Genomic DNA, 24,452 nt, shown 5'->3' on the forward strand with positions numbered 1-24,452 from the left:
CAATCGATCGTTCAAAGTGACAATGTCACAAATTTAGAGAGTTACCACGCGGCAAACTCGGGGATAGCGCGATGGCCTCGACGCTGTAAAAAGTCGAGCACACGCCGCGCGGAGGCATTCAATACCCGCTCCGGCGGGAAGTTTACCTCATTCAGGATCGAGATACAGTGGCTAAAGTTCCCCATATCGAAGGCGATATGGGCATCGGAGCCCAGTGACAGCCAACCACCGGCATCGCGCACCGCCGCCGCAATGGCGCGGCAGTTGTCGGCGCTCCCGACACGCGAATGGATAAAAGAGGAGTTATTCAACTCCAGCGCCACCTCATAGCGTGCCGCCGCCTGAGCGACGGCGGGAATGTCTATCGGATATTTATGATTGCCGGGATGAGAGACGATATCCACCTCGCCGCGCGCCATCAGCGCCAATAACGCGCTGGTATGGTAGTCCCGATCCTGCGGGGCGAGTACCGGCTCATGAAAACCGGCGATCACCAGATCCATCTCCGTCCACATGCGTCCCGGACAGTCGATCTCACCACGTTCATTTTTGATGTTGGCTTCGATCCCTCGCAGAATGCCAACACCATCGACACAGCGTGGCCAAACGCGCATATTCATAAAATGCCAGGAATGGGGGGCATCGGCCATCTCCGGGCCATGATCGGTGATGGCGAAGAGCCGTAGCCCACGTGCCGCCGCCTGGGCGATATAGTCGTGCAGCGTGCTATAGGCATGGGTGCTGGCGACGGTATGCATGTGTAAATCGACGGGATACATCATCTCTCCTTGCTGGGTGTCCGCGCGCCGCTCGCGCGCGCTGGCAAAATCACCTGTCTACGGTAACAAAAAATGCGCCATGATTCATACCCTGCCCCTCACTCCCCCGCGCCTCGTGCCTCTTTTCGCCTATTAGTACAACGCTTAAACCCATTGTTTGCCACATTGTTTATATTATCGCTTTGTTTTATGATGCCACTATCTATAGCGTATTCACTGCTAACGGTAGCGTAACCGTGTAGCGACGTTCTATTTCAGGCCCACTGGTTTTAATTGGGAGTTGCCGCTATGATTCTCGAAAGAACGTTGCGTAGAGCCGTTGCAGGCCTTTTCGTTATCTTATTTATCAGCACCGCCGCCTTAGTCGTTTATAGCAGTGCGCGCGAATGGCAAAATATGCGCCTGGTGACCTCGGCGATCGTGAATGGCATTTCAAAAAGTCAACTGGATAATGATAATCGGAATATTCAGCGACGCAGTAAAATTATCGAGTACGTCACAAAAAGAGCCGACCAAGATATGGATCTGTTTAGCGTTGCGCGCGATCTACATTGGGGCAGTAGCGTCTATTGGCTGGATGGCACACACCTGCGCCTCTTGGATCAGGACGCGCAAGATCGACTCTCTCACGACAAGAAGCTGGCGCTCATCGCCCAGTTACGCGTCCACCCTCAGCCTTATTGGTACGGCCACCTCGATCGCGGCGAGACCGTACTCCCCTATCTGAAATATACCACCCAGGCGGGAAAGGTATTACTCTTTCTACTGGATATTAATGGTCTGGAAAAGGTACTGGATGAACACAGTGCTACCACCCCCATTTATCTCTATGTCTTCGACCAAGAGAATAGATTGATCGCCCGTTCAGCCAATGCGCCGACACAACTGCCCGATAGCATCCGTGGTGATAATCTCCATACCAGCCGCCCGTTTGAAATAAAGGTTAGCCAACAAAATGCGTTGTTAAATGGTAAACAGGCGACCCTGGTAGGATATATTCCCGCCGCCTATCTGTTAAAACTGATCGGTTTTAACCTGCTCTATTTTATTTTGTCATTTAGCTGTGCAATATTTTTCTTGCGTTATTTCTACAAAAAGATCAAGCGTGAGATCGAGCAGGAACGAGAAACCTTTTTAGCCGGCAAAACGCCGTCGCATACGCACGGCCTCTTCTTTAACGACGCGGTGAAGCGGCGCGTCGAGCTGGATAACCACGCACTGTTACGCGATCCCTTAACCAAGCTGTACAACCGGCGTAAGTATGATTACGACATCGCGCAGCGTCTGTACCAGAAGCACCCCTTTTACCTGCTGTTACTCGAACTGGATACCGCCTCTAGCGACGACTCACTCGCCACACACGAAGCGGAGGAGTTGCGCCTGACGCAAATCGCCGCCCTCTTCGCCCAGTATCAAGAGGGATGGCGCTTCTACCGACTCGGTGGAGAGGTCTTCGCCGCCCTGCTCGATAAACGACACGTGACGGATCGTCGTGCCCTAGCCCAATGCTGTGACACGCTCCTGGCCGAGGCGGCGCGTAGGCACGCCTGCCTCAGCATCGGAGCCAGCGACAGCGCCGAGGCCAGCGAGCGCCTGGTGCTACAAACCCTGGCGGACAATCGGCTGTATATCAGCAAGCATCACGGGAAAAACTGCGCGACCTTACCGCCGGAGCGCCCGCAGGTTCCCACACCGAGCGGAGCCGATGCGTGGCCGGATCAATAGCCGCGGGCGATATCTACCACCCCTTCAGGATGACGCCCGGCCTCGATGGCACGGATATTATCGGCGATATAGTCCATCGCCACGGGTGCCAGCGTGATCGCGGCGATATGCGGCGTCAAGGTGACGCGTGGATGCTGCCAGAAGGGGTGATCGCCCGGCAAGGGCTCGCGGGCGAACACGTCCAGGGTCGCCGCGGCCACCTGACCGCTGTCGAGCGCCGCCAACAAGGCGTCCTCATCCAGATGCACCCCGCGAGCCAGGTTAATGACATAGGCCCCGGCATTCAACTGCGCGAACAGTGACGCGTTCAGGATCCCGACCGTCTGCGGCGTATTTGGCAGTAGGTTGATCAGTAACTGTACGCCATGCAGGAAGGGCGCAAGCTGATCGTTACCGTAGAAGCTCTGCACCTGGGGATAATCTTTCACCCCACGGCTCCAGCAGCGTACCGGTAAACCAAACGAGGCCAAGCGGCGCGCGACACGTCCCCCCAACACCCCTGCCCCCAACACGCCGATGGTGAACGTCTCGGCTTCATGCGGCACCAGATAACGCCAAATCCCCTGGCGCTGTTGCTGCGCATACTCGTCGAAACGCCGGAAGTAGCGCATCACCGCGGTGACCGCGTACTCCTCCATCTGTTGCGCCATCCCCGTATCTTCCAGGCGCACCAATGGGATCCCCGCCGGCAGCATGCCGGGGTGTTCGCGCGCCTGCGACAGAATGGCATCGACGCCGGCGCCCAAGGCGAAGATGGCGCGCAGATCCTGGCGTTCGGCTAACATCTCATAGGGAGGCTGCCAAACCAAAGCATAGTCCGCCGGAGCGTTATCGCCCGGCAGCCACTGACGGATGCGCGCCTGCGGCAAGCGCTGGCGCATGCCGTCCAGCCAGGTCTGAGCATCGAAAAAAGGATGGTAATAGATGATCTCCACATCGGCCTCCTGAGGGATGATGGCGGCATCGCTGCCACCCGTTAGCGGATAAAAAAACGGCGAATACCCTTTTGTCAGGATCTCCGCCGTCTGTCAACGCCGAGCGCCATTATTGCTTAGCGCCGCCTATCATTGCTCGCAGCGACTCGCCGCACCCGCTTTTGCCGTCTCCTGACGGGCGATCAGCCGCCGAAGCAACGGCACCAGCAACACCAGGATCACGCCGGTCACGATCGAGCCCCAACCCAGCGCATTAAACACCGAGCTATAACCGGGGTTCGTCTCCAGCGGCGTATTGCCACTGTTCTGCGGCATCAGCCCGGAGACGTAGCCCGCCAGCACGGAGGCCACCCCGGTGACCATCATCCAGCAGCCCATCATCAAGCCTTGCAGACGCGCCGGCGCCAACTTACCGATCATCGCGTAACCGATGGGGGAGATCAGCAGTTCGCCCAGACTTTGCAGCAGATAGCTGATGGCGATCCATTTAAAGGCGACCAAGCCATTCGCTCCGGCCAGCGAAATCCCCAACGGCAAGACCAACATTCCCAAGCCCATACAGAACAACGAGGCAGCAAACTGGGAAGGAATGTCGATGCGCATCCCACGCTCACGCAACCATTTAAAGAGCCAGGCCATCAGCGGCCCCCCGATGACGATCACCAGGGTATTGATGTTCTGGATCCACTGTGGTGCCACGCGCCAGCCATAGACATTCAAGTCGATATTATGTTCGGAGAACAGCATTAGGCCCATCGGCGCCAATTGATACAACGACCAGAATACCAGGGAGCCCAGCGCCAAGATCAGGTAGGCCACCATGCGGCGACGCTCTCCCTCTTGGCGATGGCGCGCCGTCATCACGCACAGCAGGGCGAAGACCACAATACCCAGCAAGATGACGAAGCTACTACTGAAACCGGCATGCGTCAGCAGGATACGTAGCACCGGAACCAGCGCTACCAAGATCAGCAAGCCAATCAGCATACGGCCATAGAACGCCCGACCGCCAATATGGCGTAACGGGGTATTGATGTCGGCCAGAATACGCCAGCGCGACAGCGTGACCAAGATAGCCACCGCATTACCCAAGGTGGCGAACAGGAACAACGCCCGGTAATTCTCCGTCAACTGGAAGTAACCCGCCACGGAGAAACCGATGAAGAACCCCAGGTTCATCCCGGCATAGTTCCACAAAAACGCGCTCTCACGGCGGTTATCGTCCGGCGCGAAGCGTTGGGTCAGCATCATGTTGATACAGGTGACATTCAGGCCGCTACCGGTCAGGAACATCGCCAACCCCCAATACAGCCCGGTGACGCCCAGTTCGGCGATCAGATAACAACCGATGACCTGCAGCACCATCCCCAGGACAAACAGGTTACGGTTACTCAGACAGCGTCCGCCTAAGTAGCCACCGAACAGATGCAAACCATAGTTGAAGGCGCCGAAGATCCCCATCATGGCGTTGGCTTGGCTCTCGCTAAAGCCGAGACGCTTGGTGGCATACAGCACCAGGGTGGAATAGAGCACGGCGAAGCCAAGGGTGGCAAACGTCTGAATGAAGAATAGGGCGCCGGTTCCCGATGGTACCGCGCCTTGATGAGAGTGGGTGGTCGAAGCGTTCACCGCTTTTCTCCTCGAACGAAGGGGCTAGTCACAACTCATCCTGAGAACTTCCCGGTGTTGTGCCGGTCGGCCTTTGTTGTTAGTCCATAGCGTTTGTTTAGGCCGCACTCTCATTTAGCGGGATAAACGACCAAAAGGCCAGCGATAATCTCAATTAATTGCCTATTTAGCTATTATTTAGTCAGTTTATAAGCGTAACTATTCACATTACTTCCCTATCTTATGCTGAAAATGACGCTCTAGCGCTCACTGTGAGCATCACATCTCATGCATACACGCCTAGGCGTGACAGCACGCGGCGACTACAATAGCGGCTTGAGTATTAACGCCATGACCGAATAAGGTGCCCTGATGCGACCCCTGACTCTACTGCGCAACGCCGCGGCGCTGTGCCTCGCCTTAACCGTGAACCTCCATGCCGCCGAACCCCGCGAAACCACCTGGGAGAGCCATCTCCAACACGCGCGCGGTGAAACGGTCTACTTCAATGCGTGGGGCGGCAGCCCGCAGGTGAATGATTACCTAAGCTGGGCTGCCCAGCAGGTGAAGCAACGCTATGGCATCACCCTCGTGCAGGTCAAAGTGGGCGATATCGCCGAGAGCGTCGGTCGTATCCGCGCGGAGAAGGCCGCAGGGAATACCCAGCAGGGCAGCATCGATCTGTTGTGGGTCAATGGTAAAAACTTTAACGCGTTGCGCCGCGATGGCCTGTTGTATGGTCCCTTCGCCGAGCAGTTGCCCAACTGGCGCTGGGTGAATCAGGCGCTGCCGGTACGCAACGACTTTACCGTCGCGACCGATGGCTACGAAGCGCCGTGGGGCGTCGGCCAATTAGTGTTGATCCACGATGCCGCCACCTTGCCCACGCCCCCCGCCGCTCCGCAGGCGCTGTTGGCTTATGCCCGCCAGCATCCAGGGCGTCTGACCTACCCTCGCCCGCCACAGTTCCACGGTAGCAGCTTCCTAAAAAGTATCCTGATGCAACTGAGTCCTAACCTGCCACTGGATAAACCCGTCGATGCCCAGACCTTCGCGCGCGACAGCGCGCCGCTCTGGGCCTGGTTGGATCAGATTCACCCCTATTTATGGCGCCAGGGACGTGTCTTCCCCACCAGCGATGCCCAGCAGCTGCAACTGTTTAACGATGGTGCCCTCGATCTGGCCATTACCTTCAACCCGGGCATGGCGCCTGCCGCCATCGCCGCGGGTGAACTGCCGCCCGATGCGCGGGTCTACGCCTTTAAGGCCGGCGCGCTAAGCAATGTCCATTTCCTGGCGATCCCTTTCAATGCTCGCGCCAAGGACGCCGCGCTGGTGGTCATCAACTTCCTTCAGTCACCTGCCGCCCAAGCGCGTAAGGCCAATGCCCGTATCTGGGGCGACCCCACGATTCTGGATGTGGCCCGCCTCCCCGCCGCCCAACGCCAAGCCTTCGGCCAGCTCCCGACGCTGTTCCCCGCCCTACCCGAACCCCATCCCTCTTGGCAAGAAGCCTTAGAGAAGACCTGGCAGCAGCGTTACGGCCAATAGCCTCGCCACGTTTAATTACGCCGCATTTCGCGGCGTAATTGGCCAAATTGTTGAATGTTTAGCTAAACAGTTGGTTTTACGAAAAAAGAGTATTGACGTCGCCACGGCTTTTCCCTACATTAGCGCCCATCGCAACACGGCTCGCTGTTGCGGCGACAATTTGGTGAGGTGTCCGAGTGGTTGAAGGAGCACGCCTGGAAAGTGTGTATACGTGAAAACGTATCAAGGGTTCGAATCCCTTCCTCACCGCCAGATTCTAGAAAGCCCGGCCTATGGCCGGGCTTTTTGCGTTTTCGCGCTGAGCAACCTAGCGGCCGCGTTTCCTCTCGCTCAGCCTTCCCCCCGCCTTGGATGCCTCATCGAAGGCCACGCTCTCGCCTGTTACGTCGTGGGAAACTATCCCTCTCGCTCCGGGAGCGAGGCCACCTCTCGGGTTCGCTCGTTAGCGAATCGAGTGGGCGGTTTAGTCTCTGATGACGCTCCGGCGCTATCGTCTTCCAGAGAGGGTAAGCTCCGCGCGCTCAACGCCCGCGGATCCAGCTTATTCATGGCGGGCGCAGAAGGCGCTCAGCGCAGCGGCTAAGCCCGCCGGATTCTCCCAGGCCATCGCGTGGCCGCACTGCGCCACGGTAATACACGCCGTCCCTAAGGATTGCAGCCGTGAAAAATCCGCATCGGGTAGCGACGCCTCGCCGAAGATCAACCCGCTTGGCCGTGTCATTCGCAGGAAGAGTGCTAACCAGGCGTTTCCGGCGATCAGACTAGCCGCCGAGCGCCAAACCGCCCACGGCGCGGCGACCGCGAGGCTGCCCGCCCAGGCACTATCCTCGCTCGCCACGAAAGCCGAGTGCCCCGATGCAATATAATCATGCTGGCTATTCGCATAGATTTTCTGACTAAACAGGCCGCCGCCAGGATGGAAATTCGGCTCAGAGACGATCAGCCCGCGAACCCCCGCCGCTGCCTCGGCGACACTCTCGATGGCGATGCTTCCCCCCATGCTATGTCCATAGATGAAGTAATCGCGCAACCCGATAGCTTGAATGGCCTCGTTAACCACCCGGGCCTGCTCCCCGATGGTGTAACCATACTCCCACGGCTTATCGCTATACCCATAGCCGGGCAAGTCGATCAGAATCGCGGCTCTGCGTCTAAAATGAGGATCGCAAACCACGCGAGGATAATCATACGATGCGGCACATCCCAGGCCGTGTATGAACACCACGGGTATCCCCTCACCCGGCAAGGTCAGCCAACGCACCCGGCAGCGCGCAACCGTGGAATAGCACGATGATAGCAAAAGCCTCTCCTCATTCGAGATCCATCACTCCGCGCCCACGCCACCTATAGTCGGCTCTGGGGCATAAGGTACCCGCTGCGTTTCGCCGAGTTGATGGGCATCGAGTTTGTGTTGATCGATCAAGAAACCCAATTGGAGCAGCTAAAACAGCAGTTACGCTGGAACGAGGTGTACTACCGCCTCGGCCTCTGACTGCAGAGCATGCCGATAAACGCCCCAGATTGGCTACGCATTCATCAGATGGACAGGGCGTGAAAAAATCTGCTTGACCATCCGGGGCGTGATCCCTATAGTAGCGCCCCGTTGCAGCGTACAACGCCGCAGCGCAAAATTTGGTGAGGTGTCCGAGTGGTTGAAGGAGCACGCCTGGAAAGTGTGTATACGTGAAAACGTATCAAGGGTTCGAATCCCTTCCTCACCGCCAGATTCTGAAAAGCCCGGTCTATGGCCGGGCTTTTTGCATTTCCCTCTCTCCTCATTCTTCACCACTTTCAGTGAAAAATCAGATCGCCGTCGCTAGCCCACCTCCCCATTATTGCCGATAGTCTATCTACCATGTTCAACAATGAGATCATCGCTATGAGCAGTGAAGAAGAACTATTACGCCTGCACGCCGAGGAGCAACACCTCCAGTTTCCGACCTTCAACAATGAGAGCGCCTGGCAGTTGGGGTGCGCCCTCCGACAGGAGGCCGAGCGGCGCGGGCTGCATGTCACCATCGATATCCAATTCGCCGATCAGACGCTATTCCATTACGCCATGCCGGGTACCTCGCCGGACAATGCCGAGTGGATCCGACGTAAGCGCAACGTGGTACTGCGTTTTCATCGTAGCTCCTATGCCATGGGAATGCGTCTGGCGCTACGTAATACGACCCTGGAGGCATTCTATGGCTTGAGCAATGCCGACTACGCCGTACAGGGGGGAAGCTTCCCGCTCCGTATCGCCAACTGCGGTTGTGTCGGCGCGGTCAGTGTCTCTGGCGCGCCACAGCGCGAGGATCACCTGCTGGTAAGTGAGGTTATTAGCAACTTTCTCGGGCTTAGCCAGGCAAAGTCAACCTAATCGCCAAAACCCTTTTTCTTCATCGTCAGGCGGGAAGGGACAAACCCCGGCCCCGCCTGACATCTCTCCCAACGGCGCTGTAAAGAAACCGCTTTTTTTACGCTGCCGACAATTTACTCGTCTGACTTGATATATATCTATATTTCCGCTTCACTAAAGGCGTATCGTATTGCTCCTCTTCGCGACGGACCGCCTATGGCCCGCCTTTCTTTGATTTTTCTATAGTTGGTTTAATCGCATAATGAAAACCCATAAAATTGGCGGCGTTATGCCGTTCAGCGCGCTGATTGAGTCCTGTTGGCGTGATCCCTATTCACTCCAGCGCTTCACCAAGGATCTCATTGCCGGTATTACCGTCGGCATCATCGCCATTCCGTTGGCGATGGCATTAGCCATCGGTAGCGGCGTGCCGCCACAGTATGGTCTATACACCTCGGCCGTCGCCGGTATCGTCATCGCCCTGACCGGCGGTTCACGCTACAGCGTCTCTGGCCCGACCGCCGCTTTCGTGGTGATCCTCTATCCAGTATCGCAACAGTTCGGCCTCTCCGGGCTGTTGGTGGCTACGCTGATGTCGGGGATCTTCCTGCTGTTGATGGGGATGGCGCGCTTCGGTCGCCTGATCGAGTACATCCCGCTCTCCGTCACCCTCGGTTTCACCTCCGGGATCGCCATCACCATCGCCACCATGCAAGTCAAAGACTTCTTTGGCTTACACCTGGAGCATGTTCCCGAAAGCTATCTGTTTAAGGTGGCGGCGCTGGCCCAAGCCATGCCGACCATCAACTGGGCGGATACCCTGATCGGCGCCACCACCCTGGCGGTATTGATCCTGTGGCCTAAGCTCGGCGTACGCCTACCGGGCCACCTGCCGGCACTGCTGGCGGGGAGCGCGGTGATGGGCATCTGCTCCCTATTCGGTCACGATGTGGCGACCATCGGTTCCCGTTTCAGCTATATCCTGGCCGACGGCAGCCACGGGCAGGGCATTCCGCCGATCCTGCCGCAGTTCGTATTGCCGTGGAAACTCCCCGCGACCGATGGCAGCACCCTCTCCCTGAGCTGGCATAACCTGACGGCATTGATGCCGGCGGCCTTCTCCATGGCGATGCTGGGCGCGATCGAATCGCTGTTGTGCGCCGTGGTGCTGGATGGCATGACCGGGAAGAAACACCACTCCAACGGTGAGTTGATCGGCCAGGGGCTGGGCAACATCGCCGCGCCCTTCTTCGGTGGCATCACCGCCACCGCCGCCATCGCGCGTTCGGCAGCCAACGTGCGCGCCGGCGCCACCTCGCCCGTCTCGGCGGTGATCCATTCGCTACTGGTGATCCTGGCGCTGCTGGTGCTGGCCCCCTGGCTCTCCTATCTGCCGCTGGCGGCGATGGCCTCCCTGCTGCTGATCGTGGCGTGGAACATGAGCGAGGCGCATAAGGTGGTCTACCTGCTGCGCCGAGCACCGAAGGATGACATCATCGTCATGCTGCTATGCATGTCGTTGACGGTACTGTTCGATATGGTGATCGCCATCACCGTTGGCATCGTGCTGGCTTCACTGCTGTTTATGCGCCGTATCGCGCGCATGACCCGCATCAGCGAGGTCAGCCATGACGATGCGCGTGGGGTGCTGGTGCTGCGCGTCAGCGGCCCGCTGTTCTTCGCCGCCGCCGAGCGTATCTTCAATGAGATCCTGGCGATGGGTGACAAGTACCAGACGGTTGTAATGCAGTGGGATGCGGTGCCGGTACTGGACGCCGGCGGCCTGAACGCCTTCCTGCGCTTTATCGATACCCTACCGCAGGGGAAACGCCTGCTGGTCACCGATATGCCGTTCCAGCCGCTGAAGACGTTGGCGCGCGCACGCGTGACGCCGATCGATGGACGCCTGGCATTCTACGCCACCCTGCCGGATGCCCTGCGCACGCTGGAGGAGGAGCGCTAACGCCGCCCGCTCCTGCAATGGCGCCCAAACGGGCGCCATTTTTCTCTGTCTCCCCGCCCCGCTCCCCACTATGATCGCGCTCCCACACGGAGAGAGAACGCGATGAAAAGAGCCCTAATAGCCCTTGTCGCCCTGTGCGCCGCCTTCTATGCCGGTATCAGAGCCGACCGTTTCCTGATACAGGATGCCTGCCTGGACGCCGGCGGGCGCGTACAGGGGATATTCTGCGAACACGGATAAAAAAAAAAGGGGGAGCTTCAGCTCCCCCTACAAGACGTATATCGTGCGCTCAGACGATTAGTTGGCGGTATCCAGCGGCGGGAAGTTCTTCACCAGATCGTCGATGGCCTTCATCTGTACCAGGAACGGCTCCAGCTTATCCAACGGCAACGCGGAAGGACCGTCACACAGGGCGTGTGCCGGATCCGGATGCGCCTCGATAAACAGGCCAGCCAGACCGATAGCCATGCCGGAGCGGGCCAACTCGGCGACCTGGGCGCGGCGACCGCCCGAGGCGGCGCCGAACGGGTCACGGCACTGTAAGGCGTGCGTGACGTCGAAGATCACCGGCGCGCCATGGCTCACATTCTTCATCACGCCGAAGCCCAGCATGTCGACCACCAGATTATCGTAACCGAAGTTGCTGCCGCGATCGCATAGGATCACCTGATCGTTGCCGCCTTCCTGGAACTTGTCCACGATGTTACCCATCTGACCCGGGCTGAGGAATTGCGGCTTCTTCACGTTGATCACCGCACCGGTTTTGGCCATCGCCTCGACCAGATCGGTCTGACGGGCCAGAAACGCCGGGAGCTGGATCACGTCCACCACCTCTGCCACCGGCTGTGCCTGCTCAGGCGTATGCACATCGGTGATGATCTTCACCCCAAAGGTCTGCTTCAGTTCCTGGAAGATCTTCATCCCCTCTTCCAAGCCAGGACCACGATAGGAGTGGATGGAGGAACGGTTGGCCTTGTCGAAAGAGGCCTTAAAGACATAGGGGATCCCGAGCTTCTGGGTGACGGTGACGTAGTGCTCACAGATGCGCATCGCCAGATCGCGCGACTCCAGCACATTCATCCCACCGAAGAGAACAAACGGCAGATCGTTAGCGACCTGAATATCACCAATGCTGACAACTTTCTGTTTCATGCTTGCGCCTTTAATTTGTGAAAAAACCTGCTAACCCAACAGCGGACGCACAGAGTATGCCATACTCCGCCGCCAATCGCCGCCACGGCGCAGGCAAAAAGAAATCGAATCGGCATGCCAGGCTCGCTTGATTCAGCGGCACGCCACCCGCTTAATGCAGGACCACCGTAAACGCTTCGATGGCGTGGATCTGTAGCTTGATCACATCGGCCACCGGATCCTCCGGGCACTGCTCGACGAAATAGTTCAGATCGGATAAGGCGATGTGTGGGCACTCTAGACGGGCATAGATCAGCCCACGATCGCGGATCTCGTAGGGATCTTCGGGGTCGAATTGCAGCAGTGCCTCGCACGCGTTCAGCGCCAACTCAATCTGTTGCTCTTCCATCAACGCCGTCTTCAGCGTCGCCAACAGGCGGCGTACCACCTGGCTGTTCTCCGCGGCGGCCAGATCCTCGTCGCTCACCTCGGCCTGCATGCCCAAATGCCCCTTCAGCCAAACCGCCAGCAGCGCACGCTCCAAGCGTTCGCCGTTGAGCGGGTTGATCAACCAGGTACTGCCATCTGGCCAGTCGGCGCGCAGCAGCAGCTGGGTCGGAAAGACAACCGCCTGCACGGGGAGCGCCAGACGCTGGGCGACCTGTTGCAGGATCACCCCCAGCGAGGCCGGCGTCCCCTGACGGCATGCCAGCACCTTATCCAGCCACAGCGCATCGGAGAGGCGATAAACGCCGCCGACGCCGCCAAAGCCCCACTCGCCAAAGAACAGCGTCAGCAGACCTTGCAGACGCGACGTCTCGTCGCTCACCGCTTGCAGTGCCGTCTGTGCCTGTTCCGCCAACGCATCCAACGCGTGGCGTACCTCCTCCACGGCCAGATCGGGACGAACCCCCTGTTGCATCTGCAGCACGCCGTCGCTCAGCGTCATCTCATCGAAGGCAAAATCGGCCATTACACTCATATTGGTTCCATACTCAGCGGCAGTCCGTTCATCGCCTATTTCTTCATGACGCCGGGTGCATCCGGCAAGCGGCCATCTCGACATTAAACGCTCCACTGACCCAGCGTGACACGCTCATTGTCGCCATAATCGCGCACACTCTCGACCCGGCTAAAGCCGACATCGTTCAACAGGGCGCGTACCGCCGCCCCCTGTTGCCAACCATGCTCCAACAGTAACCAGCCCTCCGCAGCCAGATAGTGCGGCGCCTGACTGGCGATAATGCGCAGATCCGCCAACCCTTGCTCGGCGGCCACCAGGGCACTGGCCGGTTCGAAACGCACGTCGCCCAGGCTCAGGTGCGCATCGTCGGCATCGATGTAGGGGGGATTGGCCACGATCATATCGAAGCGACGCCCGGCTAATGGGGCGAACCAACTCCCCTGCAAGATCTCGACGCGCGCCAGCCCCAATCGTTCGGCATTACGGCGGGCCAACGCCACCGCCTCGGGATTGAACTCGACGGCACTCACCCGGCAGTCGGGACGTTCGCTGGCCAAGGCCAAGGCGATGGCGCCGGTGCCGGTACCGAGATCGACGATCTGAGCCGGCCGTGCGGGCAGACGTTGCAGCGCCTGCTCGACCAGGCACTCGGTATCAGGACGCGGGATCAGCGTCGCCGGCGAGACCTCGAGCGCTAGCGACCAGAATTCACGTTGCCCGATCAGATAGGCCACCGGCTCCCCCTGCTCACGCCGCGCCAACAACGCCGCGAGCCGTTCTAGCTGCGCCGCCGTCAGCCGCGTCTCGCCGAAGGCGAGGATAAAGCTACGCCCCTTGCCGCTGACATGCTCCAGCAAGATCTCGGCGTCGCGCCGTGGGCTGTCACCGGGCGTCAGGCGAGCGATGGCCTGACGCAACCAATCGTCGTAACGCATCATTCCTGCTCGGACAGCGCGCTGAGCTGATCCGCCTGGTACTCCTGCACGATAGGCTCGATCAGGCTATCCAGCTTACCCTCCATCACCTCGTCCAGACGGTAGAGCGTCAGGTTAATACGATGGTCGGTCACCCGCCCTTGCGGGAAGTTATAGGTACGAATGCGATCGGAGCGATCGCCGCTACCCAGCAGGTTACGGCGTGTCGATGCCTCCTCCCGCTGACGCTTGGCGATCTCGGCGGCACGAATACGCGCCCCCAACACCGACATCGCCTTGGCTTTGTTCTTATGCTGCGAGCGCTCATCCTGACACTCCACCACGATACCGGTCGGCAGGTGGGTAATACGGATCGCCGAGTCGGTGGTGTTCACGTGCTGACCCCCAGCCCCGGAAGAGCGGTAGGTATCGATGCGTAGATCCGCCGGATTGATCTGCGGCAGCTCCGCCTCCGGCACCTCTGGCATCACCGCCACGGTACACGCCGAGGTATGGATGCGCCCCTGCGACTCCGTCGCGGGGACACGCTGCACGCGGTGGCCGCCAGATTCGAACTTGAGGCGCCCGTAAGCCCCCTCGCCGCTGACCTTGGCGATCACCTCTTTATAACCACCGTGCTCCCCCTCGCTGGCGCTCATCACCTCGATGCGCCAACGACGCGCCTCGGCGTAGCGGCTGTACATGCGGAACAGATCGCCGGCGAACAGACCCGCCTCGTCGCCACCGGTACCGGCGCGCACCTCGAGGAAACAGTTACGCTCATCGTCGGGATCCTTGGGCAGCAGCAAGATCTGTAGCTGCTGCTCCAGCTCGTTCAGGCGCTCGCGCGTCTCCTTGATCTCCTCCTGCGCCATTTCACGCATCTCAGGATCATCCAGCATCATCTCCGCCGTCTCGAGATCATCTTGGGCCTGCCGCCAGTCAAGAAAACAGCGCGATACATCGGTCAACTGGGCATATTCACGCGACAGCGCGCGAAAACGATCCTGCTCGGCGATGACTCCGGCATCACCGAGCAGCGCCTGAACTTCTTCATGGCGCTCTTGTAATGCTTCTAGTTTGGCAACAATAGAAGGCTTCATGCGTGGCTATTTACCTATCAATAAAAAGGAAGAGAACAAAACTAATTGTGGTCCAGTCCGAGACTGTCGCGCAGTACCTGTAGACGCTGCGCATCGCCGCTGCCGGCGGCTTGCTGGAGGGATTTGGTCGGGGCATGGATAAGACGATTGGTCAGGCGATGGGCCAGACGGCGGATCACCGCCTCGGCATCGACGCCTTGAGCCAGGGCGGCCAACGCCTCGGACTCGGCCTCGGCACGCAGCTGATCGGCCTGAGCGCGGTATTCGCGGATCGTTTCGACGGCACCTTGCGCGCGCAGCCAGGCCATAAAATTGGCGCACTCTTGCTGCACGATATGCTCAGCCTGCACCGCCGCCGCCTGACGCTGGGCCATGTTGCCCTGAATGATCGCCTGAAGATCATCCACGCTATACAGATAGGCGTTCGCCAACTCGCCGACCTCCGGCTCGATGTCGCGCGGCACGGCGATATCCACCAGCAACATCGGACGGTTGCGCCGCGCCTTCAGGGCACGCTCCACCATCCCCTTACCGATGATCGGTAACGGGCTCGCCGTCGAACTGATGACGATGTCAGCCTCGGCCAGACGCTCGCCGATCGCCTCTAAGGTGATCACCTCGGCGCCAACCTCTGAGGCCAGCGTCTGGGCGCGTTCGCGGGTACGGTTGGCGATCAGCATATGCTGCACCTGGTGCTGGTGCAGGTGACGCGCTACCAGCTCGATGGTCTCTCCGGCGCCGACCAGCAAGACATTCAGGCGAGCCAAGGATTCGAAGATCTGCCGCGCCAGGGTACAGGCGGCAAACGCCACCGACACGGCGCTGGCGCCGATTTCGGTTTCGGTACGCACCCGCTTGGCGACAGAGAAAGTCTTCTGAAACAGACGCTCCAGGTCAGCAGACAGCGCCTGCTCACGTTGAGATTCCGAGAAGGCTTTCTTGACCTGCCCCAAGATTTGCGGTTCGCCCAACACCAACGAATCCAAGCCACTGGCGACGCGCATCAGATGGCTGACGGCCTCGTTATCTTGGTGCCAATATAGGCTATCGCTCACCTCTTCCGGTGACAGTTGATGATAGCTGCACAGCCAGTCGACGATCTGTTGGCGGAGATCGGCCCGCTGCTCTACGCTCAGGTACAGCTCGGTCCGGTTACAGGTAGACAACACCACTCCCGCCTGCACCGACGGCTGCCGCAGCAGACTTTCAATGGCCCGATCCAACGTATCGGGAGAAAACGTTACCCGCTCCCGTAAGGAGACCGGTGCCGTTTTATGATTGATTCCAAGTGCAAGAAGACTCATGAAAAACCGTTAGTAGTCCCGACGTCATTAGGGTTTAGTGGTAATGGCAGCATTCTACTTGATGCGTCGAAGCAATAAAAGCCACTGCACCCCGGCATGGCGTGCGCTGACAGACATTTTTTTACCCTTTTCCTCATCGATAGCCACCACTCCCCATTGACGCCCTCCGGTAAGGAGGCTAGCGTTAGCCACCAACAACCTTCACCATGGAATCCGAGGATGAAAAAGGTAAATCTCCTGCGTTTACTGCCAGTTAGCTGCTTGCTGCTCGCAGCCTGTAGTTCCCTGCCCCAACCCGGCACGGGCGGTAACATTGACTCACCGCAATGGAAAGCCCACCAGCAACAAGTAGAAAATATCACCGCCTATCAAACACGCGGGGCATTTGCCTATCTTTCCGATAAGCAAAAGGTGTATGCACGATTCTTCTGGCAACAGACCGCTGCCGGGCACTACCGCTTATTGTTAACCAATCCGCTGGGGAGTACCGAGCTGGAACTGAACGTGCGGCCCGGTGTGGCGCAGATCACCGACAACCAAGGACGTCACTACGTCAGCGATAACGCCGCCGTGATGATCGAAAAACTGACGGGAATGCAGATCCCATTAGATAACTTACGCCAATGGATGCTGGGGCTACCCGGCCAGGCTCAGCAGGTTCGCCTGGATAGCGCACAACGCCTCAGCCAGTTAACCTACCGCCATGCTGGCCAGAGCTGGCAGGTCGATTACCTGCGTTACGACACCCGCGTCACCCCGCCCTTGCCGGCACAGCTGGAGCTGAGCCAGGGGGAACAACGCATCAAGTTGAAGATGGATAGCTGGACGCTGCAGCCATGATCCACGCACAGACCCATTGGCCGGCCCCGGCTAAGCTGAACTTGTTCTTATACATCACCGGACGGCGCGCCGACAGCTACCACCTGTTGCAGACCCTGTTCCAGTTTCTGGATTACGGCGACACGCTCACTATTCAGGCGCGCGACGATGGTCAACTGCGCCTACTGACGCCCGTCGACGGCGTCGCCGATGAGGACAACCTGATCCTACGCGCGGCGCGGGCGTTGCGCGCGGCCTTGCCCGCTCGCTTCGCTCACTGCGGCGCCGACATCGCCCTGGAGAAGGTGCTGCCGATGGGTGGCGGCCTAGGCGGCGGGTCGTCGGATGCCGCCTCGACCCTCGTGGCGCTCAATACTCTCTGGCAAGCGGGATTGCGCGACGATCAGTTGGCACAGATCGGCCTCCGGCTGGGCGCCGATGTACCCGTATTTGTTAATGGCGTTGCCGCCTTTGCACAAGGTGTTGGAGAATTGTTACAGCCAGCACATCCTGAAGAAAAATGGTATCTCGTTGCACATCCAGGTATCAGCATCCCCACTCCGGCGATCTTCGCCGATCCTGCATTGAAAAGAGACTCTCCGGTGAGAACTTTGGCGGAACTGTTGGTAACACCGTACAGTAACGATTGCGAGGCTATAGCAAGAAAACGTTTTCGTGAGGTTGAACAGGCGCTTTCGTGGCTGTTAGAATACGCGCCGTCGCGTCTGACAGGGACCGGCGCTTGCGTGTTTGCGGAATTCGACACCGAGTGCAGGGCTCGTCAGGTGTTAAGCAATGCCCCCGAGTGGATGCAGGGATTCGTGGCGCGTGGCGTCAATACGTCGCCGTTGCACCGTGCCCGCTCCGAGCTGCTGGCCTCCATGCACACAACCGACTAACGTTTAAAGCACCTCGCTGCGTTTGACAATCGTTTTGCATGCTGCGCGGCCATTTGTTCGCCGAACGAATGCAGAGTCTGCCGTGACTCAAACCGATACCTGTAGGGTAATGCGGCGCGTCAGCCCACTCCTCGTTAACGCGCCGTACTATCAACTTCTCTGGACGCAAGCCTGAGGTTCTTCTCGTGCCTGATATGAAGCTTTTTGCTGGTAACGCTACCCCGGAACTAGCACAACGTATTGCCAACCGTTTGTACACCAGCCTCGGCGACGCCGCTGTAGGCCGTTTTAGTGACGGCGAAGTGAGCGTGCAAATCAATGAAAATGTACGCGGTGGTGATATTTTCATCATCCAGTCCACCTGTGCCCCGACCAACGATAACCTGATGGAGCTGGTTGTTATGGTCGACGCACTGCGCCGCGCCTCTGCCGGTCGCATCACGGCGGTCATCCCTTACTTCGGTTACGCGCGTCAGGATCGTCGCGTGCGCTCCGCGCGTGTGCCGATCACCGCCAAGGTCGTCGCTGACTTCCTGTCCAGCGTCGGGGTTGACCGTGTGCTGACCGTGGACCTGCACGCTGAACAGATCCAAGGCTTCTTCGATGTACCGGTAGACAACGTCTTCGGTAGTCCGATCCTGCTGGAAGACATGCTGCAGCAGAAGCTGGAAAACCCGATCGTGGTTTCTCCGGACATCGGCGGTGTGGTGCGCGCTCGCGCCATCGCCAAGCTGCTGAACGATACCGATATGGCCATCATCGACAAGCGTCGTCCGCGCGCCAACGTCTCTCAGGTGATGCACATCATCGGTGACGTGGCGGATCGTGACTGCGTCCTGGTCGACGACATGATCGACACCGGCGGTACGCTGTGTAAGGCGGCTGAAGCGCTGAAAGAGCGCGGTGCCAAGCGTGTCTTCGCCTACGCCACTCACCCGATCTTCTCCGGTAACGCCATCGATAACATCAAGAATTCCGTCATCGACGAGTTCGTGGTCTGCGACACCATCCCGCTAGCGCCGGAAATCAAGGCACTGGACAAGGTTCGCAGTCTGACGCTGTCCGGCATGTTGGCCGAGGCCATCCGCCGCATCAGCAACGAAGAGTCCATCTCGGCGATGTTCGAACACTGATAGCTTGCGCCTAATAAAAACGGCGGATTTATCCGCCGTTTTTCGTTTCTAGCGTTAGCATCGCGGCGGGTTGGGTAGATCCCGCCGCATCTTTTTCTCTCCGCGCCCTCCCTGCGTCTCCCCCACAGATTAAACCGAAGCTATACGTCACGCGGCTATCCGGGCAACATTCGTCCGCACTATGCTAGGCTGCCCATTCATTCTCTGCTGCGTTAATGGATGCCATCATGTTCAGACTATTATGTGCCCCCCTACTTAGCCTGCTCAGCACCACGGCCAACTGCACGCCGACGATCCCGCCCTTACCCCAAAAAGATATGGCCGGGCAGACGGCGGCGTTTAATCAACGCATGGGCCTGGCGGCGCCGTACGCCGCCGCCAGCCAACAGTTTCTACGCAGCGCAGCCTCACTCTCTTCGGCGATCTTCTTGCGCCAAGCGGCGGACAGTCACCCCTACTTCGTCAACTGGATGAGCGGAACCCGCAAGGTGGCCGGCGATAACCCCTGGACCACCTATCACTCCACCCTGTTCGATAGCCGCAGCGACTACCTCATCACCGGTAACCTCGGCGCCGCCGAATACGTCGGCTTCCAGGTGTATGGCATGCGCGACGGGCGTAATATCGCCCTGGCTCAGCAAAATCGCTCATCGAACACGATGCAGATCGACTGCCGGGGCAACTTTACGCTGCGTCTCAGCCCCAAGCCTCTCACCGGTGAGGGGGATAGCATCACCACGACCCCAGAGGACTATATGCTCATCGTCCGTGAGTATTACCAAAACGGACAGCAGAAGCTGCATAACCCCGCCCGTTACCGCATTCAGCGCCTGAGCGGTGAGGCGCAGCCGCCCATCCCGGATGCGCGGCAACGCGTCGCCCTGGCCGACGCCTTCTACCGTAGCCTGGTACTCAGTTCATTGGATATTGCCGAGAAGATGGCACAGGTGCGTAACAGCAATCAGGAGGTCGAGGTCGATCGCCGCTTATCCGACGCGCTCTACCCCACCACAGACAATCGTTACAACGGCGTCTACGTCACCCTGCCCGACGATGACAGCGTGATCCGCATCAGCGGCACCCTGCCACGCGATGCCACCTACATTTCCGTCGTATTCTATACGCCTTACTATATCACGCCCGATTACCGCAACGCGCGCACCTACCTGACCGGGCAAGAGATCGTCCAGCAGGCCGATGGGCATTACCAGATCAACCTGACGCGCCAACCGCGCGATCTGCCGAATAACCTCACCAGCGCCGGTTACGATCAGGGTATCGTGGCCATCCGTTACCTGGGCTCGCAAAGCTATCCCGAGTTCGAGGTGCAACGACTGTCCCACGCCGACGCGCAAAAACCATAAAAAACGCCGCCCTTCCCGGCGGCGCTCAAACGGTATGACACGTCGTTATTTTAAGAGTGACGTTCACGCGTTTTACGGGTACAGCGTTTATCGTAGTGACGTACCCACCAATAGCGGTCGGCGACGCGCTCACGACCTCCAACACGCGCCCCCGCCAGCCATAACAGCGCACCGATGAAGATGCTCATCACCGCACCATGTGAAAAGTATTGAGGTAAATCCAATTGGGGTAACTGAGCCAGTACGGAGTAACCGACACCGCCCACCATGGTAATAAGCCCCAGCCCCATCAGAATGTTGCCAAGCAGCATCGAGCTTTTACGTTTCATTGGTCTCCTCCTTCGCTGTATCAGTATCCATAAAATCCACTGATGCTAGGTTAGCCTCCTATCAGGGACGCTAACCTATCCCGTTAGTGACAGTATAGTCACTTAATATTTACCTGATTGGGTGCAGTTCACATTTTGTCCTTGCAACCATTAGTTATTTCATTTTGCAACCAGATATGATTGAGTCCGGGGTGTGTCGTCAACTCCCACAGTCAGTAGCGCCGCTCATCATTGTTTCCCGACAGCGGTGACACGGATGCGGCAAGGTAGTGAGCCGCGGCAAAGTGTGGTCTAATTACGGCGGTTCTTTTATCCACGACTTGCCGCGGGGCGCTCCCGCGTCTATCACACAAAGATCGAATGTACTGATGACGATTAAACTGATTGTCGGCCTGGCCAACCCTGGCGCGGAATATGCTCAAACGCGCCACAATGCCGGTGCCTGGTTCGTTGACGCCCTCGCCGAACGCCACGGCCAATCCCTGAAAGACGAGAGTAAATTCTTTGGCTATACCGCCCGCCTCAACCTGGCCGGGCACGATCTACGCCTACTGGTCCCCACCACCTTCATGAACCTCAGCGGCAAGGCCGTCTCCGCGCTAGCCGGCTTCTACCGTATCGCCCCGGATGAGATCCTGGTGGCGCACGATGAGTTGGATCTGCCCCCCGGCGTGGCGAAGCTGAAGTTAGGCGGGGGTAATGGTGGCCACAATGGCCTCAAGGATATACAGAGCAAGCTGGGCAACAATCCCAATTTCTATCGCCTGCGTATCGGCATCGGCCATCCCGGCGACAAGAGTAAGGTCGTCGGCTTCGTGCTGGGTAAACCGCTGGCGAGCGAGCAGCCATTAATCGACGAGGCGATCGACGAGGCGCTGCGCTGTACCGAGGTACTGATGCGCGACGGGATGGAGAAGGCGATGAATCGCCAGAATGGCTTTAAGGCCACGCCACGCTGATAGCGAGCAGCGTAGCCCACGCCACGCGTCGCCGACGGATAAGTCGAGAAAATGACGCGTTGCGTGTATAATTGGGCAAAATTTTCCTGTTTATTTGGTGGCTAATGTATTAACCACCAAAAATTCAATGAGTTAAGGTGATTAAACATGGGTTTTAAATGCGGTATCGTCGGCCTTCCTAACGTCGGTAAATCTACGCTGTTCAATGCGCTGACCAAAGCGGGGATCGAAGCCGCGAACTTCCCGTTCTGTACCATCGAGCCGAACACCGGCGTGGTGCCGATGCCCGATCCGCGTCTGGATCAGCTGGCCGAGATCGTGAAACCCCAGCGTACCCTGCCGACCACCATGGAGTTCGTCGACATCGCCGGCCTGGTGAAAGGGGCCTCCAAAGGCGAAGGCCTGGGCAACCAGTTCCTGACCAACATTCGTGAGACCGAGGCCATCGGCCACGTGGTACGTTGCTTTGAGAACGACAACATCGTACACGTCTCCGGCCGAGTCAATCCGGCTGAAGACATCGAGGTGATCAACACCGAGTTGGCGCTGGCGGATCTGGATACCTGTGAGCGCGCCATCCACCGCGTGCAGAAGAAGGCCAAGGGCGGCGATAAAGACGCCAAGCTGGAGCTGTCCGCACTGGAAAAATGCCTGCCGCACCTGGAACAGGCTGGCATGCTGCGTGCGCTGGATCTGAGCGACGAAGAGAAGGCGGCCATCAAGTATCTGAGCTTCCTGACGCTGAAACCGACCATGTATATTGCCAACGTCAACGAAGATGGCTTTGAAAACAACCCGTTCCTGGATCAGGTCCGCGCCATCGCCGAACAAGAAGGTTCCGTCGTGGTGCCGGTATGCGCCGCCGTCGAAGCGGACATCGCCGAACTGGATGATGCCGACCGTGACGAATTCATGGCCGAACTGGGTCTGGAAGAGCCGGGCTTGAACCGTGTGATCCGCGCCGGTTATAAGCTGCTGAACCTGCAAACCTACTTCACTGCCGGGGTGAAAGAGGTTCGTGCCTGGACCATCCCGGTCGGCGCCACCGCCCCGCAGGCGGCCGGTAAGATCCATACCGACTTCGAGAAAGGCTTCATCCGCGCCCAAACCATCGCCTTTGATGACTTCATCACCTATAAGGGCGAACAGGGCGCCAAGGAAGCCGGTAAGATGCGTTCCGAAGGTAAGGACTATATCGTCAAAGATGGCGATATCATGAACTTCCTGTTTAACGTCTAAATCGTTATTGTGGTCTCATGAGGTTTCACTGAATCTCAGCAGAATCGAAAAACACTTTAAAATCCACGCAATTGCGTGGATTTTTCATTTTATAAAGTCTCACCGCATTTCGTAACCACAGTGTCTCACTGCAATCGGTCAGTTCCCAATCAGAGATAGCCTCACACCATCTCCTTAAAATTCTTCAGGAAACGGCTAACGTGGAGTACAACAGATGCCGAAAGCAAAGAAAGAAAACAATTTAAAATCAATACATTATAAAAGATACGTTCAATATATAAGCAACAAAACTAAAAGAAACGCATTTTACTGCTCACTATTTTTCAATGAGTTAAGTTGAATAGTGATGCGCTTCATACACAATCTCCCCCATCCACAGGATAGTGAAACATGACATCTACTCACCATTCACACCTTTCGTCTGCCAACAGTAGACAGTTCTTCTGTATCCTATCATTCCTGAAAGACAAAAATCATCTCACACCTTGACTATCATATTGTTTTATTAAACAACAACTAATAAAGTGCTTTAGGCGGCTGCGTGATATATGGAAAGTTTCCGTATAATAAATTGTTAACTTTAATTGTTGTTGTCCAGGTAATATGATTAGCGATTTGAAGCAGTGATTTTTCTATGATGTGGTCATATGCGGCATATGACCAATTGACACATGTATTTTATAATGAGCAATATAAACATATCTACACTTGAATTCAGTGTTTCAAATGGCGTCCCGTTAAGACGTGCCACAGAAACTAAAACTGTAATTGAAGTTCCATCTGAATCCATTTCATTAAGTATTAAAACTGATACTGATTGGCCAGCAGTTTTAGCAACATTTGTTGTTGGATCGGGAAGTGTGCTCATAGCATGGCAGTTAGCGAAAATAACAAAGAAAAACCAGCTCGATGCAATGCGAGCAACAAGGGCAAATTATCGTCATCAGTAGCAACAAGACTTAAGGCAAGCTGCATCTAAATTTGTTTCTCAAAGCTCATGTATATTTATGAAGTATTCTTATTATAGAAATGATGTTGAAACTAATTACCATGATGATTTTACAATTTTATTAGAAGCTCAGGCGACAATTGAGCTAATGCTTGATAAGCAGAAAGAATATACTCAGCATGTTGTTGCGGATATGGAGGCTGTTGTTGCGGCTTTATATGCAGAAGAAGATATAACTAACCATATAAACAATTTTTTAATTAATATGCGGGCGGTATTAGAGAAAGCATGGCAGGATATGAATAGAGATATTATAGGGCAAGAATAAAAAGCGAGTTAACAAAAAGTTCAAGCAGGGACATTTTGAAATGGGCATTCGCTATGTGAAATTTATGCCCATTTCAAACCGCTGCGCACGCAGGCGTGCTACGCTATGCCCC

23 protein-coding genes and 2 tRNA genes are annotated in these 24,452 nt (G+C 57.4%); 15 read left to right on the top strand and 10 right to left on the bottom strand.

Features of this window, described 5'->3' with window-relative positions; genetic code table 11:
* Nucleotides 1-41: 41 nt before the first annotated feature.
* On the bottom strand, nucleotides 42-779 hold the full coding sequence (locus ACEQFP_RS09475) for a phosphatase (RefSeq protein ID WP_370547554.1): 738 nt from the start codon (nucleotides 777-779) through the stop codon (nucleotides 42-44).
* A gap of 519 nt (nucleotides 780-1,298) precedes the next feature.
* Between ACEQFP_RS09475 and ACEQFP_RS09480 the strand changes: the two genes are divergently transcribed.
* Nucleotides 1,299-2,504 (top strand): diguanylate cyclase domain-containing protein, encoded by a 1,206-nt coding sequence (locus tag ACEQFP_RS09480; RefSeq protein ID WP_370546823.1) that lies wholly within the window; start codon nucleotides 1,299-1,301, stop codon nucleotides 2,502-2,504.
* Here the strand turns inward: ACEQFP_RS09480 and ghrA are convergent.
* Nucleotides 2,498-3,439, bottom strand: coding sequence for a glyoxylate/hydroxypyruvate reductase GhrA (gene ghrA / locus ACEQFP_RS09485; protein WP_396464234.1), 942 nt, complete (start codon nucleotides 3,437-3,439; stop codon nucleotides 2,498-2,500). The genes ACEQFP_RS09480 and ghrA overlap by 7 nt on opposite strands.
* A gap of 129 nt (nucleotides 3,440-3,568) precedes the next feature.
* Nucleotides 3,569-5,068, bottom strand: a complete 1,500-nt coding sequence (locus ACEQFP_RS09490; protein WP_396464236.1) for a peptide MFS transporter — start codon at nucleotides 5,066-5,068, stop codon at nucleotides 3,569-3,571.
* 351 nt (nucleotides 5,069-5,419) lie between these two features.
* On the opposite strand from ACEQFP_RS09490, the gene ACEQFP_RS09495 reads away from it, so the two are divergent.
* Together ACEQFP_RS09495 and ACEQFP_RS09500 are read left to right on the top strand one after the other, a co-directional pair.
* Entirely contained in the window at nucleotides 5,420-6,598 is a 1,179-nt protein-coding gene (locus ACEQFP_RS09495) for an ABC transporter substrate-binding protein (RefSeq protein WP_396464237.1), read from the top strand.
* A gap of 162 nt (nucleotides 6,599-6,760) precedes the next feature.
* Nucleotides 6,761-6,850: transfer RNA gene (locus tag ACEQFP_RS09500), tRNA-Ser, on the top strand.
* Between the two features lie 289 nt (nucleotides 6,851-7,139).
* Here ACEQFP_RS09500 and ACEQFP_RS09505 read toward each other — a convergent pair.
* On the bottom strand, nucleotides 7,140-7,898 hold the full coding sequence (locus ACEQFP_RS09505) for an alpha/beta fold hydrolase (RefSeq protein WP_396464239.1): 759 nt from the start codon (nucleotides 7,896-7,898) through the stop codon (nucleotides 7,140-7,142).
* A 334-nt stretch (nucleotides 7,899-8,232) separates the two neighbouring features.
* On the opposite strand from ACEQFP_RS09505, the gene ACEQFP_RS09510 reads away from it, so the two are divergent.
* From ACEQFP_RS09510 to ACEQFP_RS09525, 4 genes are all read left to right on the top strand, one after another.
* Nucleotides 8,233-8,322: transfer RNA gene (locus ACEQFP_RS09510), tRNA-Ser, on the top strand.
* Between the two features lie 155 nt (nucleotides 8,323-8,477).
* Entirely contained in the window at nucleotides 8,478-8,963 is a 486-nt protein-coding gene (locus ACEQFP_RS09515; RefSeq protein ID WP_205438348.1) for a heme-degrading domain-containing protein, read from the top strand.
* Between the two features lie 241 nt (nucleotides 8,964-9,204).
* Entirely contained in the window at nucleotides 9,205-10,905 is a 1,701-nt protein-coding gene (dauA, locus tag ACEQFP_RS09520) for a C4-dicarboxylic acid transporter DauA (RefSeq protein WP_205438349.1), read from the top strand.
* Nucleotides 10,906-11,007: 102 nt separating this feature from the next.
* Nucleotides 11,008-11,145, top strand: coding sequence for a hypothetical protein (locus ACEQFP_RS09525; protein ID WP_396464242.1), 138 nt, complete (start codon nucleotides 11,008-11,010; stop codon nucleotides 11,143-11,145).
* Between the two features lie 57 nt (nucleotides 11,146-11,202).
* On the opposite strand, the gene kdsA is transcribed toward ACEQFP_RS09525, so the two are convergent.
* The 5 genes from kdsA to hemA all read right to left on the bottom strand — a co-directional run bounded on the left by kdsA (nucleotide 11,203) and on the right by hemA (nucleotide 16,321).
* Nucleotides 11,203-12,057 carry a 3-deoxy-8-phosphooctulonate synthase gene (kdsA, locus tag ACEQFP_RS09530; protein WP_005284779.1) on the bottom strand — a complete coding sequence of 285 codons (855 nt, stop codon included), beginning with the start codon at nucleotides 12,055-12,057 and terminating at the stop codon, nucleotides 11,203-11,205.
* Nucleotides 12,058-12,208: 151 nt separating this feature from the next.
* Nucleotides 12,209-13,018: a tetratricopeptide repeat protein gene (locus ACEQFP_RS09535; protein WP_396464244.1), complete on the bottom strand. Its 810-nt coding sequence runs from the start codon at nucleotides 13,016-13,018 to the stop codon at nucleotides 12,209-12,211.
* 83 nt (nucleotides 13,019-13,101) lie between these two features.
* Complete coding sequence (prmC, locus tag ACEQFP_RS09540) at nucleotides 13,102-13,935, bottom strand: peptide chain release factor N(5)-glutamine methyltransferase (protein ID WP_005293099.1); 834 nt, start codon at nucleotides 13,933-13,935, stop codon at nucleotides 13,102-13,104.
* Nucleotides 13,935-15,017: a peptide chain release factor 1 gene (gene prfA, locus ACEQFP_RS09545; protein ID WP_109610257.1), complete on the bottom strand. Its 1,083-nt coding sequence runs from the start codon at nucleotides 15,015-15,017 to the stop codon at nucleotides 13,935-13,937. Before prfA ends, prmC begins: the two co-directional genes overlap by 1 nt.
* A 41-nt stretch (nucleotides 15,018-15,058) precedes the next feature.
* A complete protein-coding gene (hemA, locus tag ACEQFP_RS09550; RefSeq protein ID WP_005284764.1) occupies nucleotides 15,059-16,321 on the bottom strand; it encodes a glutamyl-tRNA reductase in 1,263 nt (420 codons plus the stop codon).
* A 219-nt stretch (nucleotides 16,322-16,540) separates the two neighbouring features.
* On the opposite strand from hemA, the gene lolB reads away from it, so the two are divergent.
* From lolB to ACEQFP_RS09570, 4 genes are all read left to right on the top strand, one after another.
* Nucleotides 16,541-17,161, top strand: a complete 621-nt coding sequence (gene lolB / locus ACEQFP_RS09555; protein WP_396464247.1) for a lipoprotein insertase outer membrane protein LolB — start codon at nucleotides 16,541-16,543, stop codon at nucleotides 17,159-17,161.
* Entirely contained in the window at nucleotides 17,158-18,039 is an 882-nt protein-coding gene (gene ispE, locus ACEQFP_RS09560; protein WP_370548943.1) for a 4-(cytidine 5'-diphospho)-2-C-methyl-D-erythritol kinase, read from the top strand. The genes lolB and ispE overlap by 4 nt, the downstream gene beginning before the upstream one ends.
* Nucleotides 18,040-18,224: 185 nt before the next feature.
* Nucleotides 18,225-19,172 (top strand): ribose-phosphate diphosphokinase, encoded by a 948-nt coding sequence (gene prs / locus ACEQFP_RS09565; protein ID WP_005293094.1) that lies wholly within the window; start codon nucleotides 18,225-18,227, stop codon nucleotides 19,170-19,172.
* A 227-nt stretch (nucleotides 19,173-19,399) separates the two neighbouring features.
* The gene (locus tag ACEQFP_RS09570) at nucleotides 19,400-20,536 is read left to right on the top strand and encodes a hypothetical protein (RefSeq protein WP_396464250.1); all 1,137 of its coding nucleotides are present in this window, start codon (nucleotides 19,400-19,402) and stop codon (nucleotides 20,534-20,536) included.
* Nucleotides 20,537-20,586: 50 nt separating this feature from the next.
* Here the strand turns inward: ACEQFP_RS09570 and ychH are convergent, their stop codons facing one another.
* Nucleotides 20,587-20,865: a stress-induced protein YchH gene (ychH, locus tag ACEQFP_RS09575; RefSeq protein WP_005293084.1), complete on the bottom strand. Its 279-nt coding sequence runs from the start codon at nucleotides 20,863-20,865 to the stop codon at nucleotides 20,587-20,589.
* A gap of 368 nt (nucleotides 20,866-21,233) precedes the next feature.
* On the opposite strand from ychH, the gene pth reads away from it, so the two are divergent.
* The 4 genes from pth to ACEQFP_RS09595 all read left to right on the top strand — a co-directional run bounded on the left by pth (nucleotide 21,234) and on the right by ACEQFP_RS09595 (nucleotide 24,340).
* Complete coding sequence (gene pth / locus ACEQFP_RS09580) at nucleotides 21,234-21,824, top strand: aminoacyl-tRNA hydrolase (protein ID WP_035597966.1); 591 nt, start codon at nucleotides 21,234-21,236, stop codon at nucleotides 21,822-21,824.
* A 147-nt stretch (nucleotides 21,825-21,971) separates the two neighbouring features.
* Complete coding sequence (gene ychF / locus ACEQFP_RS09585) at nucleotides 21,972-23,063, top strand: redox-regulated ATPase YchF (protein WP_005284745.1); 1,092 nt, start codon at nucleotides 21,972-21,974, stop codon at nucleotides 23,061-23,063.
* A gap of 683 nt (nucleotides 23,064-23,746) precedes the next feature.
* Nucleotides 23,747-24,013: a hypothetical protein gene (locus ACEQFP_RS09590; protein ID WP_396464253.1), complete on the top strand. Its 267-nt coding sequence runs from the start codon at nucleotides 23,747-23,749 to the stop codon at nucleotides 24,011-24,013.
* A gap of 57 nt (nucleotides 24,014-24,070) precedes the next feature.
* Nucleotides 24,071-24,340, top strand: coding sequence for a hypothetical protein (locus ACEQFP_RS09595; RefSeq protein ID WP_396464255.1), 270 nt, complete (start codon nucleotides 24,071-24,073; stop codon nucleotides 24,338-24,340).
* Nucleotides 24,341-24,452 lie beyond the last annotated feature (112 nt).

Source organism: Edwardsiella sp. A.80236 (assembly GCF_044540725.1).
Lineage (GTDB): Bacteria > Pseudomonadota > Gammaproteobacteria > Enterobacterales > Enterobacteriaceae > Edwardsiella > Edwardsiella tarda.